18 protein-coding genes are annotated in these 18,077 nt (G+C 40.6%); 5 read left to right on the forward strand and 13 right to left on the reverse strand.

Translation table 11 applies throughout. The features are described 5' to 3' along the window. Positions 1–2 precede the first annotated feature (2 nt). The 3 genes from AQ505_RS01630 to AQ505_RS01640 form a co-directional block, all read right to left on the reverse strand. Positions 3–1,103, reverse strand: coding sequence for a carboxylate-amine ligase (locus AQ505_RS01630; RefSeq protein WP_062546571.1), 1,101 nt, complete (start codon positions 1,101–1,103; stop codon positions 3–5). Positions 1,104–1,306: 203 nt separating this feature from the next. Next, the gene (locus AQ505_RS01635) at positions 1,307–2,272 is read right to left on the reverse strand and encodes an ATP-grasp domain-containing protein (protein ID WP_062546572.1); all 966 of its coding nucleotides are present in this window, start codon (positions 2,270–2,272) and stop codon (positions 1,307–1,309) included. A 214-nt stretch (positions 2,273–2,486) separates the two neighbouring features. After that, positions 2,487–3,191, reverse strand: coding sequence for an esterase family protein (locus tag AQ505_RS01640; protein ID WP_062546573.1), 705 nt, complete (start codon positions 3,189–3,191; stop codon positions 2,487–2,489). A gap of 156 nt (positions 3,192–3,347) precedes the next feature. On the opposite strand from AQ505_RS01640, the gene AQ505_RS01645 reads away from it, so the two are divergent. Continuing rightward, positions 3,348–4,250: an alpha/beta hydrolase gene (locus tag AQ505_RS01645; protein ID WP_062546574.1), complete on the forward strand. Its 903-nt coding sequence runs from the start codon at positions 3,348–3,350 to the stop codon at positions 4,248–4,250. On the opposite strand, the gene AQ505_RS01650 is transcribed toward AQ505_RS01645, so the two are convergent. Continuing rightward, positions 4,195–4,902 carry an oxidoreductase gene (locus tag AQ505_RS01650; RefSeq protein WP_062546575.1) on the reverse strand — a complete coding sequence of 236 codons (708 nt, stop codon included), beginning with the start codon at positions 4,900–4,902 and terminating at the stop codon, positions 4,195–4,197. The genes AQ505_RS01645 and AQ505_RS01650 overlap by 56 nt on opposite strands. A 247-nt stretch (positions 4,903–5,149) precedes the next feature. Between AQ505_RS01650 and typA the strand changes: the two genes are divergently transcribed. Then, positions 5,150–6,946, forward strand: coding sequence for a translational GTPase TypA (typA, locus tag AQ505_RS01655; RefSeq protein ID WP_062546576.1), 1,797 nt, complete (start codon positions 5,150–5,152; stop codon positions 6,944–6,946). A 153-nt stretch (positions 6,947–7,099) separates the two neighbouring features. Next, a complete protein-coding gene (locus AQ505_RS01660) occupies positions 7,100–7,816 on the forward strand; it encodes a 3-ketoacyl-ACP reductase (protein ID WP_062546577.1) in 717 nt (238 codons plus the stop codon). Between the two features lie 142 nt (positions 7,817–7,958). Here AQ505_RS01660 and AQ505_RS01665 read toward each other — a convergent pair whose 3' ends face one another. Beyond that, positions 7,959–8,708, reverse strand: a complete 750-nt coding sequence (locus AQ505_RS01665) for a glycosyltransferase family 2 protein (RefSeq protein WP_062546578.1) — start codon at positions 8,706–8,708, stop codon at positions 7,959–7,961. 14 nt (positions 8,709–8,722) lie between these two features. Beyond that, entirely contained in the window at positions 8,723–9,994 is a 1,272-nt protein-coding gene (locus AQ505_RS01670; protein ID WP_062546579.1) for a glycosyltransferase, read from the reverse strand. Positions 9,995–10,216: 222 nt separating this feature from the next. Here AQ505_RS01670 and AQ505_RS01675 point away from each other — a divergent pair, with 222 nt between their 5' ends. Both AQ505_RS01675 and AQ505_RS01680 read left to right on the forward strand, forming a co-directional pair. Next, positions 10,217–10,966 carry a class I SAM-dependent methyltransferase gene (locus AQ505_RS01675; protein WP_062546580.1) on the forward strand — a complete coding sequence of 250 codons (750 nt, stop codon included), beginning with the start codon at positions 10,217–10,219 and terminating at the stop codon, positions 10,964–10,966. A 7-nt stretch (positions 10,967–10,973) separates the two neighbouring features. Further along, complete coding sequence (locus AQ505_RS01680; RefSeq protein WP_062546581.1) at positions 10,974–12,512, forward strand: rhomboid family protein; 1,539 nt, start codon at positions 10,974–10,976, stop codon at positions 12,510–12,512. Positions 12,513–12,524: 12 nt separating this feature from the next. Here the strand turns inward: AQ505_RS01680 and AQ505_RS01685 are convergent, their stop codons facing one another. The 7 genes from AQ505_RS01685 to AQ505_RS01715 all read right to left on the reverse strand — a co-directional run bounded on the left by AQ505_RS01685 (position 12,525) and on the right by AQ505_RS01715 (position 18,060). Then, positions 12,525–13,424 carry a glycosyltransferase gene (locus tag AQ505_RS01685; protein ID WP_062546582.1) on the reverse strand — a complete coding sequence of 300 codons (900 nt, stop codon included), beginning with the start codon at positions 13,422–13,424 and terminating at the stop codon, positions 12,525–12,527. Between the two features lies 1 nt (position 13,425). After that, complete coding sequence (locus AQ505_RS01690; RefSeq protein ID WP_231635006.1) at positions 13,426–14,193, reverse strand: class I SAM-dependent methyltransferase; 768 nt, start codon at positions 14,191–14,193, stop codon at positions 13,426–13,428. Positions 14,194–14,197: 4 nt separating this feature from the next. After that, positions 14,198–14,824, reverse strand: coding sequence for a hypothetical protein (locus AQ505_RS01695; RefSeq protein WP_062546583.1), 627 nt, complete (start codon positions 14,822–14,824; stop codon positions 14,198–14,200). 187 nt (positions 14,825–15,011) lie between these two features. Beyond that, positions 15,012–16,355, reverse strand: coding sequence for a flippase (locus tag AQ505_RS01700; protein WP_062546584.1), 1,344 nt, complete (start codon positions 16,353–16,355; stop codon positions 15,012–15,014). A gap of 21 nt (positions 16,356–16,376) precedes the next feature. Beyond that, positions 16,377–16,775 carry a hypothetical protein gene (locus AQ505_RS01705; RefSeq protein ID WP_062546585.1) on the reverse strand — a complete coding sequence of 133 codons (399 nt, stop codon included), beginning with the start codon at positions 16,773–16,775 and terminating at the stop codon, positions 16,377–16,379. Between the two features lie 65 nt (positions 16,776–16,840). Next, entirely contained in the window at positions 16,841–17,359 is a 519-nt protein-coding gene (locus AQ505_RS01710; protein ID WP_062546586.1) for a DinB family protein, read from the reverse strand. 5 nt (positions 17,360–17,364) lie between these two features. Further along, positions 17,365–18,060: a DUF4476 domain-containing protein gene (locus tag AQ505_RS01715; protein ID WP_157262165.1), complete on the reverse strand. Its 696-nt coding sequence runs from the start codon at positions 18,058–18,060 to the stop codon at positions 17,365–17,367. Positions 18,061–18,077 lie beyond the last annotated feature (17 nt).

Consider the following 18,077-nt stretch of genomic DNA (forward strand, 5'->3'; position numbering starts at 1 on the left):
ATTTATCTGGCACCGATTAATGTTTGTGAGGTAATGTAATCTACCACCGATTCAAAGTTACCATTTTGTTCGTAAACAGCCAATTGCCTGTCGGCACCTGTGCCGTTAGCCAATATCGTATGCACATATTTCAGGTCTTCTCTGCAGCCCAGATCATCTACTACATCATCTACAAAATCGAGTAACTCTAATACGAGATTTCTGCAATTTACTTCCATTTCTTTTCCAAAATCGATCAGATTTCCATCGATCCCATACCTTGCTGCTCTCCATTTGTTCTCATTGATCAATGCCCTCGAATAGCTGATGAATTTCATATTTTGCAGGCGCAGCTTGTATAATTTTGCACATAATGCCTGAAATAGGGCGACAAATGCCATCGTTTCATCAATTAACATCGGACAGTCGCAGATTCGGAACTCTATGGTTTCGAAAAATGGATGTACCCGAATGTCCCACCAAATCTTTTTAGCATTGTCAATACTATTGGTTTTGATCAATAGCTTCACATAGTTATCATAGTCCTCAATACTATTGAAAATATCAGGAATCCCTGTTCTCGGAAACTTGTCAAATATTTTCGTCCGAAAAGATTTATAGCCTGTATTTCTACTTTCCCAGAAAGGGGAATTTGTAGATAATGCGAACACATGGGGTAAGAAATAACGCACTTGGTTGGCAATATGGATCGCCAATTCCCTGGATTGGAATCCCACATGCACATGTAAACCAAAGATTAAATTGGACCTGGCTGCTTCCTGCAGCTCATTTACTATCTCGCTATAGCGCGGATGCTCGGTAATCAATTGCTTTTCCCAGTGTGAAAACGGGTGTGTGCCTGCGGCACCAATCCGTAAGCCTTGTTCTCCTGCCAATTGGGATACCGTATACCGTAACTGTGAAATTTCTGCGCGTGCCTGCTCTGTGTTTTTACAAATGCCAGTGCCCACTTCCACCACTGCCTGGTGCATCTCTGCCTTGACCTGATCTTTGTGTATTTTTTGTGCCGCCTCTACAATCTTTTGATCATGAGAGGTCAATTCGCGGGTTACAGGATCGATGACCATGTATTCTTCCTCGACGCCAAGTGTGAAAATATTCATCGTTTAATTTTTAGCTGTTGGTTCTTGGTTATTTATAGCTAAATAGGGTGGAGGCTGGTATTTAGCGGTTCTTTTATTTTTTCTTCTAATGGATAATTGGCTGCTATGCTCGGTTTTTATAATTGAGCCCTCCTGATGATGCGATCCTTAATGGCCCATGACCTGGAGCATGTCAATCGATCTAATCCATACGCGATTTAAGCCTATACTTTCTCAATTAATGGAACACCAGCTGCAGAAGTGCGGATGTACTCACCCCAGGTCAGGTTGTCCTGACCATCTACCTGCGCTTTTGCGCGTTCTATAGCATACCTCGCAGAGGTTTCAACTACCCATTCAAAGTTTTCCAATCCTACACTTGATACCTCTGCATCGGGTGCCGGATTACAAAAATCAATAGCATAAGGAATCCCATCTCTCACCGCAAATTCAACCGTGTTGAAGTCATAACCCAAATATTCATTCAACTGGATCACATAATCATGAATGGTTTTCAATAACTTTTCACTCGAAGGAGGAGTATCTACGGAATACCTTAAATGCGCCGGATTTCTAGGCTCATACTGCATAATTTTTACATATTTTCCACCGATACAGTAACACCTGAAATATTCATCAAAAATGATTTCTTCCTGGAGCATCATGACTGTTTGCTTGGTTTTACTGTGTTTTTCAAAGAAATCTTCTTTGTCAGTAAGCTTATAAACTTCCTTCCAGCCGCCGCCATCGAAGGGTTTCATGTAGGCAGGGAAGCCTGTATATTGAAAAATTCCTTCCCAATCCATTGGGAAAGCGAGATTGCTGAAAGAAGCTTCAGAAGTATCTTCAGGTTGGTCGTAAGAAGGGATTAAGGCGGTTTTTGGAACAGGGATACCTAGTTTAATTGCCAGTGCATTGTTGAAAAATTTCTCATCGGCACTCCACCAGAATGGGTTATTGATGACTGCCGTTCCGGTTATTGCTGCATTTTTCATAGCGGCACGATAAAAAGGAACATCCTGAGAAATGCGGTCAATAATGACTGCATAATCTAATGGTCTGGCTTGAAAAATCTTGTCGATACTCACAAATTCAGCAATAATATCTTTTCCTTCTATTTCATTTACGCGCTTTATAAAGGCCGCAGGAAAGGATCTTTCCTGCCCGAATAAGATTCCTATTTTTTTCATTCGTTCAATGGTTTTTATAGATTTTCTACTAATGTTTTTGTTGGATACAGGTTAAATTCCATTGTTTTTTAAACAAAAAAAACAGGTTAATGTTCTGTATGATATTAGTTTATAGTTGTTGCTGAGTTTAGTTTCTTACTGTCATTTAATGAAAAATATTTGATTTCATCATGGATTACCTATGCCTCCTCATGGAATAAGCCAGGTTATAGGATCAGAGTTGCGAAATGTATGCAGGAAACATTTCCCGCCAGATCGGCCAGTCGTGGTCTGCATTTTCACGGATGTCCAGCCAGTGGTCAATTCCTTTGCCCGTTAATGTTGTCGAAAGCTTTTCATTGTCTGGTCTGCAGGGGTCTCGGTCTGTCGTTCCTAAAACAATTTTCATGTTCCATAACTCCCTATTTTGATCATGAGGTAAAAAGTCTATTGGGTTATTGAAATAAGCATCATCATTATAGAAGCCATCCAGTTGTCCCCGGATGTCAAAAATACCGCTCATGCTAAATAAATGGCTCACCAGCCAGGGATGCCGAAAAGCAAAATTTGCCGCATGATAACCACCAAAACTACATCCTGCGGTAATGATTTTTCCCTTACCGGTTTCTTGCCTGGCAATAGGGGCAAGTTCTTTTAGAATCAGCTGATCGTACCAGATATGGTTCCTGATCCGGTCCGCAGGGCTAATGTTTTTATTGTACCAGCTCAATTTGTCAATACTGTCTACACAGTAAATTTTAACCTTTCCAGCATCAACAAACTGCTCCACGGATTCCAGTAATTTGAAATCTTTAGGCTCATAATACCTCCCCATACTCGTAGGAAACAACACAATCGGGTAGCCACTTTCTCCGAAGGTCAATAGCTCAAAATCTGCGCTCAAATGCGGACTATACCATTTTTTATAAGTCTCAACCATAATACAGAAATTAGCTGCTTTAAGGTATAAAAAAGTATTTTCAAACGCAAGGCAATATTTGTATTTCTTTCTATGAATCTGGCGTTTAAGTAAAATTATTAGCAGTCTTGAGGATGTTTTAGGAAGAATAGTACCTTTGCACGCTATACCATTGCTATGTTACTTTCCAAAGTTGCCCGTACTCAGCATTCCATTAAGTCTGTCATTCTAAAAAGAGAAGTTGTGATTGATCTTTTTATCCCAAATGATTTACTTGGGAATGAAATTTTAAACTTGCTGCTTTTAAATGACGGGCAAGATGCGACATCCCTGGACCTGGAGCAGACTTTCACGGAACTTTATGATAAAAAAAGACTGGAACCTACCGTCCTGGTGGCGATCCATGCATCGGAAAACCGTACTCAAGAATACGGAGTTGCAGGTGCTCCTGATTTTCTCAACAGAGGTGCCTCTGCAGGTTTATACCGTGATTTTGTATTTACCGAATTGCTGCCTTACATTCAAGAGCAGATAGGCATGCCAATCCTTGGAAAAAAAGGGTTTGCTGGATGTTCGCTTGGCGGGATTTCAGCATTTGATATCGTCTGGAATAATGCCGAATATTTTGACCTTGCAGGCGTATTTTCTGGCGCGTTCTGGTGGCGCAAAAAAGACCTTAAAGATGGATATACAGATGAGGATCGCATTGTACATCAAATGATTAGGGAGGCAGATGGGATAGAAAAATTAGCTGTGGATCAAGCGCCTGCTGCCAGGATTCCAGAGGCCAGCAGTGTTGCTGAGGGAAATCCTGTTTCCGAAACAGGGGGCAGTCCGAAGCTTAAATTCTGGCTCATGACTGGAACGGAAGATGAAACAGCCGATAGGAATCACAACTTAATCATCGATTCCATTGATGATACGATAGATATCATTAAAGAACTGCTGAAAAAAGGATACCAGCGTCCTGAAAACATCACCTATTACGAAATGGTAGGAGGCAAGCATGATGTCGAAACATGGTCTAAAGTAATGCCGGCTTTTCTTTGCTGGGCTTTTGGTCGGAAAAACGCGCTGTAGCAATTTTTTCAATTTCATCTGAAGGGTAAATAAATACACCCTCTTTAGTCGTTAAAGACATCTTTAACATCGCTAAAGCCACATGCTCCACCTTTATACTTCTATATTTTCGTAGAGCTCCCACCATGATAGGGTTTAAAAAGCGCATCAGGCCAATCATCAATCCCTCTGTCGGGCGATGTTCCTCCCGATCGCCATCTAATACAGAAGGTCGGTAAATATGAATACTTTTGAAAGGAATACTTTGCAGATCTCGCTCTGTCTCCCCTTTAGTGCGGGAATAGAAAATACTGGAATTGGGATTAGCGCCCATAGAAGAGACCAAATGATACTGAGAAGCACCATTTGCCTCTGCAACAGCCGCCGCATCCAAAGGATATAAATAATCAATTTTCCGGTACTGCGCCACATCCGGGGTTTTACTTTTTGTGGTTCCCAGACAGCAAAACACCACATTTCCCTGAATTTCTGATCCATAATCGTTCAATCGGTCGAAATCTACCACCAACTGCTCCAGTTTAGGATGTTCGCGATTTAGTTTCTTTCTAACCAGCACCAAAACAGCCGTATAATCCGGACTATCGAGCAGTTGCATTAACAAACTCGTCCCGATTAAACCACTCGCACCAAGTATTACTGCTTTTTTCTTCATGTTGAATTTTTATAGGACAATTTCATTTTTAGCACAAACCGTTTGTTTTTTTGGAATAAGTGCCAATTGGTTTTTCTGCTGCTCCAAAGTACAAATTCCCTCCTGTAGCTGCAATAAACCTTTATAATAAAACGGTCATTGTTATGGTAATATAAAACGCGCGTTATTTTTCATTATTTGCTCTTAACTAATTGATTGATATGTCGATAATAAACTGTATCTTTGCGCAAAAATTTACACGCATTTTATGCAAAAAATAAGAAATATAGCTATCATAGCACACGTTGACCACGGCAAAACTACACTGGTTGATAAGATCTTACACTCTTGTTCAATCTTCCGTGATAACGAACAATCCGGAGATTTAATACTTGACAATAACGATTTGGAACGTGAACGTGGTATTACCATCGTTTCCAAAAACGTATCTGTGATGTACAAGGATGTAAAAATCAACATTATTGATACCCCTGGTCACGCCGATTTTGGTGGTGAAGTAGAACGTGTATTGAAAATGGCTGATGGAGTATTGTTATTGTGTGATGCTTTTGAAGGTGCAATGCCTCAAACTCGTTTCGTTACACAAAAAGCTTTAGCCCTTGGTTTAAAACCGATCGTTGTTGTAAACAAAGTAGATAAAGAAAACTGTCGTCCTGAAGAAGTTTATGAGCAAATCTTTGAATTGTTCTTCAACCTTGAGGCTACAGAAGATCAATTAGATTTCCCTGTAATCTACGGTTCATCGAAACAAGGATGGATGAGTACAGACTGGCAAAAACCTACTACTGATATCTTCGCATTATTAGATGCTGTAGTAGCTAACATTCCCCCTGCACCAACAAATGAAGGTACATTACAAATGCAGATTACCTCTTTAGATTATTCATCTTTCGTAGGTCGTATCGCAGTTGGACGTGTTCACCGCGGTTCAATTAAAGAAAACCAACCGGTTACTTTGATCAAACGTGACGGTAAAACTGTTAAATCAAGAGTAAAAGAATTATATACGTTCGAAGGTCTTGGAAAAATCCGTGCTACTGAAGTAAGATCTGGTGATATCTGCGCTGTTGTAGGTATTGAAGGATTTGATATCGGTGATACTATCGCAGATTTCGAAGCTCCAGAGCAATTGCCAGTAATTAAAATTGATGAGCCAACAATGAACATGTTGTTCACCATCAATAACTCACCATTCTTCGGTAAAGAAGGTAAATTTGTAACGTCTCAACGTATCAAAGAACGTCTTTACAAAGAAATGGAGAAAAACTTAGCCCTTAAAGTAGTGGAAACTGAATCTCCAGATGCTTACTTAGTGTATGGTAGAGGTATTCTCCATTTATCAGTATTGATCGAAACGATGCGTCGTGAAGGTTATGAGCTTCAGGTAGGTCAGCCACAGGTAATCATTAAAGAAATTGATGGTAAAAAATGTGAGCCTATTGAAACTTTAATCGTTGACGTTCCTGGTGAAGTTGCTGGTAAAGTAATTGAATTGGTAACACAACGTAAAGGTGAATTGTTGATCATGGAGCCTAAAGGAGATTTACAGCATTTAGAGTTTGAAATCCCTGCACGTGGTATCATCGGATTAAGAAATAACGTATTAACTGCCACTGGTGGTGAAGCGATTATGGCTCACCGTTTCAAAGCTTATGAGCCTTGGAAAGGTGTAATCCCTGGAAGATTAAACGGTGTATTAGTTTCAATGGAAAAAGGTAGTACTACTGCTTATTCAATTGATAAACTACAAGATCGTGGACGTTTCTTCGTTGATCCAGGTGTTGACGTTTATGAAGGTCAGATTATGGGTGAACACATCCGTGACAATGACTTAGTAGTAAACATCGTTAAAGGTAAAGCTTTAACCAACATGCGTGCTTCAGGTACTGATGATAGCAACCGTATTGCTCCGGCAATTAAGTTCTCTCTGGAAGAAGCTATGGAATACATCCAGGCTGATGAGTACATTGAAGTTACTCCATTGAGCATGCGTTTACGTAAGATTCACTTAACTGAAGCTGCACGTAAAAACAACAAAAACTAATCCGCTTCTAGCAAGATTAATATTTTGAAAAAGCCCCTGAACTTCATGTTCAGGGGCTTTTTCTATTTAGAAGTCATAAGTCTATAGGCGATCAGGTATAGCCCCTTCTTTTTTCTTAGTTTTGTGCATTATAAAACATAAATACAAGCTCAGATGGAATCATTGAAAGGAAAAAATGCAATCATTACCGGTGCCGGAAAAGGACTTGGACGTGCCGTTGCTATCGCTTTAGCACAAGAAGGTGTAAACGTAGGTTTAGCCGCAAGAACACTTGCCGATTTGGAAAAAGTTGCTGCAGAACTTGCACAATATGGTGTTAAAACGGCAATCGCAACAATGGATGTTTCCGATATCAATGGTGTAAATACCGCCGTGGAATCTTTAAAATCGGAACTGGGTGCAATTGATATCCTGATCAATAACGCCGGAATCGGTACCTTCGGATCATTCATGGAACTGGAGCCAGCGAAATGGGAAGAAATTATAAAAGTGAACCTTTTAGGTCCTTACTATGTGACACGTGCTGTACTTCCTGAAATGATCGAAAGAAAAACTGGTGATATCATCAACGTATCTTCAACCGCAGGAAAAAATGGAGCAGCAGTAACGAGTGCCTACAGTGCCTCTAAATTCGGACTAATTGGAATGTCTGAATCCTTAATGCAGGAAGGCCGTAAACACAACATTCGTGTCACTACTTTAGTGCCAAGCACAGTTGCTACAGATATGGCAATCGACCTGAAACTAACTGATGGTAACCCTGATCGCGTGATGCAGGCAGAAGATTTTGCAGAATTTGTAATAGCTCAATTGAAGCTAAACCGCAGGGTATTTGTGAAAGAAGCCGCATTGTGGTCTACTAATCCATAGTTTTCAAAAGAAACAGCACAAGGATCTTTCAAAAAGCAGATGACTAGCTTTGATCATTGGCTCAGCTATCTTTGAAAAGATCAAAAACAATATAATAAAGGGAGGAGCGAAAAGCTTTTCCCTTTTCCTGCAAAATGAAAACTTAATCGTTTGTTCGGCGATGGCGGATGTAATACTGCCCTAAGTTGACCGCAATGAAAAGATGGTTGATCACATTCGGAATAAAACCGTAGTATTTGGTAAAGATCTTGAAACGCTCTTTTAAACTCGCCATGTGTTTCTTTTTAGATATTCCCCCAACCAGATATTTGGCCACATAACTGTGCGTATTGACAATACTTGACGCATTTTTAGCCGCCCTGATGATCCAGTCAATATCTGCACTATACTTATATTGTAAATCAAAAGGTCCCGCCAGACTGCGTTTCACATAGATCGCCTGATGACTGATACACATGCCATACCTGAAACTTCTCCAGCTAAAAGTTTCCGGAGCCCGATGTCTTCTTTGTCCCAGGCTATGCCAGTTCTCATCGTACATTTCCGTCTCACCATAGTAAATGTCAGCAGCAGAAGCACTTTCAAATACCTCAGTAACTGTGACCGGAGAATAAATTTCATCACCCGAATTCATGAACAGGACATAATCCCCTGTTGCCAATGCGAGCCCTTTATTCATGGCATCATAAATTCCTTTGTCAGGCTCTGAAATAAACTGCGCCAGACGAGATTTATAATTGTAAATCGTGTCTTTGGTACCATCGGTAGAGGCACCATCAATCAAAATGTATTCAATATTCGGATAAGTCTGATTCAACACAGAAAGCATCGTGCGCTCAATATCCTTTACATTATTATAAACGATGGTGATGACACTGAGCTTTGGTTGCATAGAGTGAATTGTTTTTAATGAGGCTGTAAATTAATCAGCGATTGATACAATAATAAGTGTTTTTCTGCAATAACCGACTCCGAGAATTCAGTTAATATCGTTCTTCTGGCTTCTTTTTGAATATCAGGAGCGTTTTCATCATGGTACAACCACTCAATTCCAGTGGCGAGGTCTTCCGAAGATTTATACTCCGCTAAATACCCATTTTCAAGATGCTTCACCATGTCAGGAATGCCACCTGTTTTAAAGGCCACCACCGGAGTTGCACAAGCCAGACTCTCCATTACCGTATTCGGTAGATTGTCTTCCAGAGAAGCCGTAATAAATACGTCTGCGGCAGAGTAACATTTAGCGAGGTGACTGTCGTTACTGATCGTTCCTAAAAATGTGGTTTTGAAAGGGAATTCCGGCATATCCACATTGTCTTTATTGCCAAAAATAACCAGTTCAATATTTTCTTTTATGATTCCCGGCCTAGTAGACAGGTCGTTTAAAGCGTCAATCAAATAAGAAGTCCCCTTGTGTTTGTCATTCTTGGAAGGCATGAAACCACTCATCAGTACAAACTTATCAGGATTGATCTTTAATATTTTCTTGGCTTCCGATTTTACATAAGGCTTGAAAACCTTGGTCTCTATCGTGTTTGGGATCACAGTAACTGCTCTTGTTCCCATTAAACTGCTCAACTTTACAGAATCTGCCATCCAATGACTCGGTGCTACAATGTGAAAGTTCAATTCAGAGTAAGCTTTTTTCTTTTGTAACCAATTCCTATGAGAAAAATCATCCTTGCCGCTAAATTTCAACAGCGGACAATTACCGCATTCCTTATGGTAATTTTCACAGGAATAACGTACATGACAACCTCCTGTAAACGCATTGCTATCATGAAAAGTCCAAACCACCGGTTTCTCCAACTCATCGATCTGTGCCAGAAATTTGGGCGATAAAAATCCATGGTTGATCCAGTGGATGTGGATAATATCCGCAGATCTTACTTTAGGGTGATGAATGACAGATCTGCCAAACCATTGCAAAGAAAAAGGGGTTTTTAACGCTTTTGAGAAGGCTTTCGACAAATACCGCTCTGCCAGAATCTTCACAACAGCCACCGCTTTCTGAAATGGACTTCTGTTAAAAGCAGTGGTCAGTTTGCTTTCTTTAAACTGAAAATAAACCATCACTTCAGAATCAACATCATGCGCTTTTAATGCATCACTTAGCCTAAGACAAGCCCTTCCGGCGCCGCCATTTCCTTCGTATGTATTTAAGTGAACTACTTTCAATCTATCAAAATTAGCGGTTATTGTTAAATTCTTCTGTATTTTCGTTCCAAACTTATAAAGCCGGTTCGCCTGCCGTTAAATTTAATTTAAAAATCGAAACAATCCTAAGCTGTAAGCTCACAAATGGTATATGATGATAATATGACATTAAATTAGGACTTTGAAAACAATTAAATGAACAGGAATCAATCAAAAGATAATTATAAAAGCTAAAAATATAATATGGAAAACCTGTTAACCGACAGACAGTTTTGGGTGAATTATTGGGAAAGTAAAACCGGGTTATCGGTTAATATTCCATCAAATTATTTGTTTCATCAGGAACTCGGCGAAATTATCAACAAACAGGGCGTAAAAACGGCAATTGAACTGGGTGGCTTTCCAGGATATTATGCCGTATTTCTGAAAAAATATTTTAAGCTGGATGTCACACTGCTCGACTATTTCGTGCACCAGCCGGTGACCAATACGTTATTAGAAGCCAATCAATTGAAACCAAGCGACATCAATATTATTGAAACAGATCTGTTTAATTATCAGCCCGTGCAGGAATTTGACCTGGTCTTATCTTGTGGATTGATCGAACATTTCAACGATACCGCCGACATCATCAACCGTCACATTGCTTTTGTAAAACCTGGTGGAACCTTATTCATCACCCTCCCTAATTTTAAAGCCCTGAATGGCTGGTTCCAAAAGTCTTTCGACCGCGAAAATTACGATAAACACAACATAGATTGTATGGATCCTAAACTGCTGGCTGGCATTTGTGAACAGGCAGGCCTGGATGTCGTGCAATCCAGATATTTCGGAAATTTCAGTCTGTGGCTGGAAAATGAACAGCAAAAACCACTAAGTGTTCGTCTTTTGAAGAAAACACTTTGGTTTGCAGGAAAAATATTTACTAAAATCATTCCTTTTAACTCCAAAGTATTGTCTCCTTATATTATCTTAGAAGCAAGAAAAAAGTAAAAAGAAAATGGGACTAAGCTGGGGCTATTCACCTAAAGTTGAAAAATATATACCGCTAGGAGATTACCCGGCAGACCAGTACCTCATTATTGCACAGCAAGTCATCGAAAACCTGGGCTGGAAGCTAAGTCATGTTTCAGAATCAGGTCTTATTGCCTATACTGGGCTTTCTTTTCAATCCTATAGCGAAGAGATCTCCATCCGCATCAACTTTAACTTCGCCATTTTTAAAAGCGAATGCGTAGGTGTTCAGCTCCTGTTTAATGACTATGGAAAAAATGAAGAGAACCTTCAAAAGTTCTTCGATGAGTTTGAATATGTTCAGTTTCATCTGAAAGATGTCTGGAAAGAAAAACTCGAACAATTTCATGAACATATTGCCAGTCAGGACGACCAGTATTTCGAAAAAGCGCCCTTGGCCATCAAGAATAAGATCAAAAATGTGCTCTACCTGTTTATTCCCAGAAAGGGATATGTAGTCACACCGCTGCTTTTGATCGCTAATATTTTATACTATCTGTTGATTATACTGGTCTTCACGCTCCAGGTCATTAAATTTAAAGGAGTAAATCTAACCCCTTTTGAATGGAAGGAGGTCGGAGAAAGGATTTTTCTAAACCTCGGTGCGGACTCCAGAGATGCGGTACTAAATGGTCAGGTCTGGAGATTACTGAGCCATCAATTCATTCATTTTTCTTTTATTCACCTGTTCTGTAATATGTACGCACTCATTTATATCGGTCTCATGGTGGAGAATAAACTGGGTAGCTGGAAAACATTAGCCGTTTACCTGTTGAGCGGTATTTGTGGTGGACTGATCAGTGTAGTACACTATAAAACAGGCCTTATGGGGGGTGCATCAGGCGCGATTATGGGGATGTTCGGTGCCTTTCTGGCCTTACTACTCAGCAATGCCTTCGAGAAAAATGCCAATAGGGCACTATTAATCAGTACCCTGATCCTGACTGCTTTTATGCTGCTGAATGGATTGATGGGCAAAAAAACAGATAATTCTGCACATTTTGGGGGAGTAATATCTGGATTTGTACTTGGTTACCTCCTTTATAATCCAGTGATTTTCAAAATTAATCTGCCAGTATATTGGAGAACAGCCACTGCCTTCTTCCTGGTATTGCTATTAGGAGCAGGTGTTATGCGGTTTTCACCGATTTATCAAATCAAAGAGTATGCTAAGCTTCGCGAAAAATTGATGAGCAATGAACTGGCATTTAATGAAATCTATAGCCTCCACCAGGGAATGTCTAAAACTGAAAAGTTGGAACTGATCAAAAAATGCGTCCTGGATTCCTGGAAAAGAAACCTCGCAATAGTCAAACGCATGGAAACGATGGTATTATTAGATAAAGATAAGGCTGATCTGGAGTTTAGAACAAAAAAAGCGAAGAGAGGATATGAACTTGGAGTGATGCTCTATCAAGATTACCAATCGGATGATAGGCCTCTGAAGGCTAAAATCCAGCGGAAATTAGATGAACTGACTCATCTAAACCAGGCAGAACGAGAGGAGAGCACTGTCGAAGATTAGAACGTCTACGCACTAGCCCAAACGCTGTTTAACGTATCTTTTGATCCTTTCCCATAAACTACCTTTACGTGTAGACAAGAAGCTTTTAATGGTCTCGTAAGCGGCTTTGTTCTCCTTAATTTCCGTTGGAAAATGCTGAATCGGCTTAGGGTTAATGATCACATTATAAATATCGTTGATCCCGGAATGGATTCCGGTTCCATCATGGCCAATATTGTTCACTAATGATTGGGAAGGGTTCAAGGTTAATCCGCCTTTTAAAAAGATGGAAGCATACCATCGGATCGCCCAGGAGTTATTCTTTCCATTTTTAAAATCCTGCATCTGCTTCCAGAAGTTCATTTTATGTTCAATAGAAAACTCTGACTTCTTTTTCGCATCAAACTGACCCATTAAAGTGTCGATATTTGGTTCAAAATGCTGCCATGCACGCTCCCAGGTCGCCCATCCCCAGCTTGTCGCCGCTCGATAGAAAAATGATTCAGGAAGATTATTCTCTTTTAAAGGATACATGTAAGCCCCGATATGCATCACCTTTTCTTCTTCGCGGTAGCGGCTTAAGGCCTCATTAAAATAGGTCAGGGTAAAAGGGGAAGTGATCAGGTCATCTTCCATCACAATCACCTGCTGGTAGTCTTTTACCAGTCGGCTGACACCAGCGATGACCGAATTGGCCAGTCCCATGTTTTCCGGACGCTCAATGATTTCCACAGATTTGAACCCATCAATGCTTTTCAGCAGCTCGCGAACCTCCATCACCTTTGCCTGGTCTTCCGCGGATTTAAATCCATCAGAAAATACGAATAACCTGCTTTCTGCCGCCAGTTGATTCTGCTGCAAAAACTTAATAGTACGTTCCGTATGCTGCGGACGGTTATAAACGAATAAAGCAATAGGTGCAAAAAGCTGCATATTAGAAGATCTCGAGGTTTTGGTTTGACTTTTTAGTGAGCACAGTATAAGCGTTCCCAAATTGCTCCCGCTTATTTTTTCCTAGAATAGTACCCAAAATGTTTTTAATGCGGTGTTCCAACTCTATTTTTAAAGTAGTCAGTATAGTTTTTGGTGTTTTCTTAACTTTAAATTCGCAGAATTTAATGGTGTCAATAGGGGTAAGGGTGGTTTTGTCCGCTTCGATCACAAAACCCTCACTTTGCAGCAGAAAACGGATCAATGTTGGGGTATACATGTTGATATGGCCATAATCCAGGAAGTGTTTCATTCTTTTGTCAACGCCAAAACGGTAATCTAATGGTACCTCAATGACCACATATTTAGCCACCCTTTTTAGCTCTCTTAACAGCACTCTTTCATGCTCCACATGTTCCAGTACATGAGCAAGAATGATGAGGTCAAAGCTGTCGTCCGGATAGGGAATACTATAGCCATCGAAACGGCTGACCTCCTTTAATTTACTCAAATTGCGCTTTCTGATCAGCTCAACACCACTATCCGCTATTTCTAGCGCATAAAGCTCCGTGCCAAAGTTCCACTCGTTTAAGTAATGTAATATACTGCCATCTCCCGCACCTACTTCCAATATCTTCTTTGGCTGAATTCCCTGACACACCGCGATCAGGTTTTTTGCTTTGGATTTTGCACCAAGCATACGCCATTCTACATCGCTATCGGTGTAAAAGTCGTTGTAAGAAGCGACGATATCTTCTGTGATGATGGCCATTTGATTAGTCTTTTATACCGTCAATAATCAATGAAGAATAGCCTAGAGGCTCATTAAAGCGCTTATCGAACCTTCTGGACCTTAGAATATGGCCATCGTCGCTTTTCCAGTCTACAAAATGAAACTGCTGCTGCTCATCATAATATTCTAAAAGTTTCACTCGGAACCCTGCGTCTTCCAGTACTTTGCTTAGTTTTTTATAGTCGTATAACAACTTATGGTCATGGGAACCCTCTCCATGTCCACCAGGTTCTACCTGTTCAATATAAGCTGGATTAGGATGGAAACCATCTGGAACGGCAATTCTGATGCTGCCGCCTTTCTCCATAAATGCATAACAGTTTTTTAAAGCGATCAGGGCATCTGCATAGCTGATGTGCTCAAATACATGTTCGGCAAGAAATTTTGAGGCTTTCTTTTCGCCCAACAAGTTTTCAAAAGAACTCTTTTCCAATAAATTTAAACTCTCGATATTGGTCGGCAACCAGTTTTCATAATCGGTGTTTTCTGAACCGATAATGATGTTCAAAGGATCCGACGATTTCTTGATTTTGGACTTCAACTGCAGAAGATCCAATATGTTTTTTGGTTTTAATACGATTGATCTTACTACCTTTCTTAAGGAATTCATCTGTATAATATGTGTTTTTGTAAGATGTAACGGTCATGAAATCATGTGTCGGTTCACCTGTATGGCTTAAATTTATGTCCTGCAGTTCCATGTTAAGATGCAGGTCATTTGAGTGTCAAAGTTAAAATGTTAAACGCAAAAAGCTAATATATCCGTATAATTATTGGATCAGATAATTTCTTTAAGCTTACTTAACTCCAGAAGGCCTGTTTTTGACCTTTTCAAACAGCGTGATGAGGAATAAAGATTTGAGCATCATAATGCCTTGCTGCCTTGTTTTTGGAATGAATAAAATCATGAAATTTGAACTCGCATAGGCAATTAATGTCGCCACTGCGGCACCCATAATCCCATATTCTGGAATCCACAGGATGTTTAAAACAATGTTGATGATCGCTCCAGCACCAGTGCGAACCATGGAAAGTTTGGTATAACCTTCTGCAATGAGGAATTGTCCGCTGGCAGTACCAAGGAAAGTAAAAACCCCTGCCCAGATATGTACTGACAATACATGCGCTGCAGGCCAGTAGTCAGGAGTATACAATATTCTGTAAATAAGGGGAGAAGCAAAGGTCATGAAAAGTGCGATGCTGAGGCTGATCCAGACCATTAAATCGTACATGTTCTGCATTCTTCGCTGATACCTTTCCGGGTCATCTCTTTTTGCATTCATAATGGCTGGAAAAACGGCCGTTACAATGGCTACAGGGATAAAGTACCAGGCTTCAGAAAACTGGGCCACTGTGGCATAGATTCCTTGCTGTGCAGAACCTAAATATCCCTGGATCATCAGCGTATCTATCTTCATGTAGATGGAAATCAGGATGGCCGAAAATGCCATTGGCCAGGAATGTTTTAGTAGAAAACGTGCTAAAGGACTTTCAAACTTCCATTCAAATATAGATCCTCCTTCCTTTTGGTATATATACACATAACCAAGCGCCAATGCAATCACATCAAACAGTAAGGCAGCGATAAACCAATTCAGGCTCATGCCCAGTACAATCAATAGCAATTTGAAACCTGCAGATAACAGGTTTCCCATCACCTGCACAGCCATTATAAATTTCCCCTGGGCCCTGGACTGAAAATAACTGTCAATGATATTAAATGCCTGAACAACCCCCGTAAAACCGACCACCATAATATAAGACAATGGCGCGTCTACGGTGGTCATGTCTACCGCAAAATGATAAGCGAGATAAATCAGTGGGAGCACAGCGATACCACCAATAAGTTTCAGAGTAAAAGCTGTGCCGAGTAATTCGTTTTTCTTTTCCGGGAAACGCAGGAGCTCCCTGGTTACAAAACCGTCTAATCCCAAAGCCGCTGCGGCAATGAAAAACGTAATAAATGCAAGTGGGTAATTGTAAACTCCGAATACTTCTGGACCTAAATAATTCCCGACAGCTATGCTGGCCACTATTTTTATGCCCATACTGCCCACACGGGCAATCATCAGCCAGCCTGCATTTTTTGCGTATTTCTCTATCGCTCCCTGGTCAAAACCAGGAATACTTGGGATTTTCATGCTCGCCTGTTCTTGCTAAAATTAACTTAAGGGTGCACCAACAGGGATCGCACAATCATGACCTGGAAGGCCATGAGCCGGGTTTAATTTCGCTTCTTTCTGGTTTACAGGCGTACTTGGAGCAGTCGCCGCAGGTGCTGTCGTTTGTGGCACAGCAACAGGAGCTGAAGTTGCCGTTCCTGTACTTGGAGCCGCTGCTGCCGCACTGGCATTCAATGGTGCTCCAACTGGAAGTGCGCAGTCATGAAAAGGTTGTCCATGTGCTGGATTGTTTGCTGGTTTTTCTCCGCTGGCCATGGTTGGACTAGCCGAAGGAAGGCCGCCAGGTGTAGGAGTTACTACATTCTGACTTTGCTTAGGTTCACTGTTACAGGCAGAAAGTGCCAGAACAAAACAACTGATATAAAGGATCCTTTTCATAAGTTATACATTTATTAACCTTCTAATAGAGATAAAAGATAGGCAAAGATGTGAAATTTGTTGGGTTATCGTAGGTAGCTTTGATCAATCCTATGTAATTGTTGCAAATGGTGGTTCAGGTGAATTCTAATAAAGCGCAACCACTGAAATGCATTCAGATAACCAAACCTTGGATGCGGCATTTTCAAGCCTTTATCCGCATTTGGGAGTAGTAAAGCATCTTTTTCCAGTTGCTTTACAAAGTCGTCCATTAAAGCCACAGCCTCCGTTTTGCTGATTTTTTTCAGTCTTTCTACCAACCTTTTCGGTGCCTTATACTTTCTTCCCGGAGGAAGACTACCCATAAATAGAATCAGCTTTACAATAAAAGCAGTAGGTTTTTGCTCACCCTGACCAGTAATAGCACACGTCAATTGCTTTAAAGAAAGGATACTGGAGTCAAAAATATGAAAATACACTTCACTGTAGGACCAGCCGCCAATAGCAGGCGTTTCGAGAAAACGATCTTCTTCCAGCTCCTTTAGTTTATTTTGATAAGCCAACACGATTTGCTGGATCTTTTTATAGTCTTTGCCAGTACTCATTTGTTCTAATTTTGTTTAGCCATAAAGTCGATGAAAGCTGATTTGTCGGTCGGGAAGCGGAATAAATTGCCGATTTTCATGGCATTCCTTTTATCCGAAATGAAAGGATAAATATATTTTGCCAATTCCAATTGGTCTCCGCCAAATTTTAATACCCTCACCAAATCATAAGCCTGGTCTGAAGTTATCCATGAACTCTTCAAAGCTATTTTTATCAATTTTACCTGACCATCAGCCCAGGTTTCTTTGCTGATCATAGACAGCAATTGCTTGAATTCATCAGCATTCATGATTTCAGGTCTGTCATCTATTTGCCCAGGCCCAGGTCGGTCACTAAAAATTGCTCGATCCCAGTTGTCCAATGCGTACTGGCCACGGTCGTATAAATTTAAAGTGCTGATGTTTCTCCAACCCCCACGACTGGTGTAACCGGCCAGTAAGCGGGCATTCATCGGTAAATTGATACGTCTGCGGAAGACCTCCGCATTGTCTTTCATCACGACTACCGTAGGAGCGCTATTGCGGATTTCATAAAAACGGAATCGTCCTTTTGAAGATCCGGCAAATTCATCATCTACATAAACGACGTAATTTCCCCGTTCTGGAATTTCTATGAATAACTCGGAAGTACTGCGCGTATTTTGTGCAAAAATAAAGCTGCTCTGCAAGAACAGCACAAAGAGAAATAGTAGTTTTTTCATAGGGTTTGAAGGATGGG

The sequence above is a fragment of the Pedobacter sp. PACM 27299 genome (assembly GCF_001412655.1).
In the GTDB taxonomy this organism is placed as follows: Bacteria; Bacteroidota; Bacteroidia; order Sphingobacteriales; family Sphingobacteriaceae; genus Pedobacter.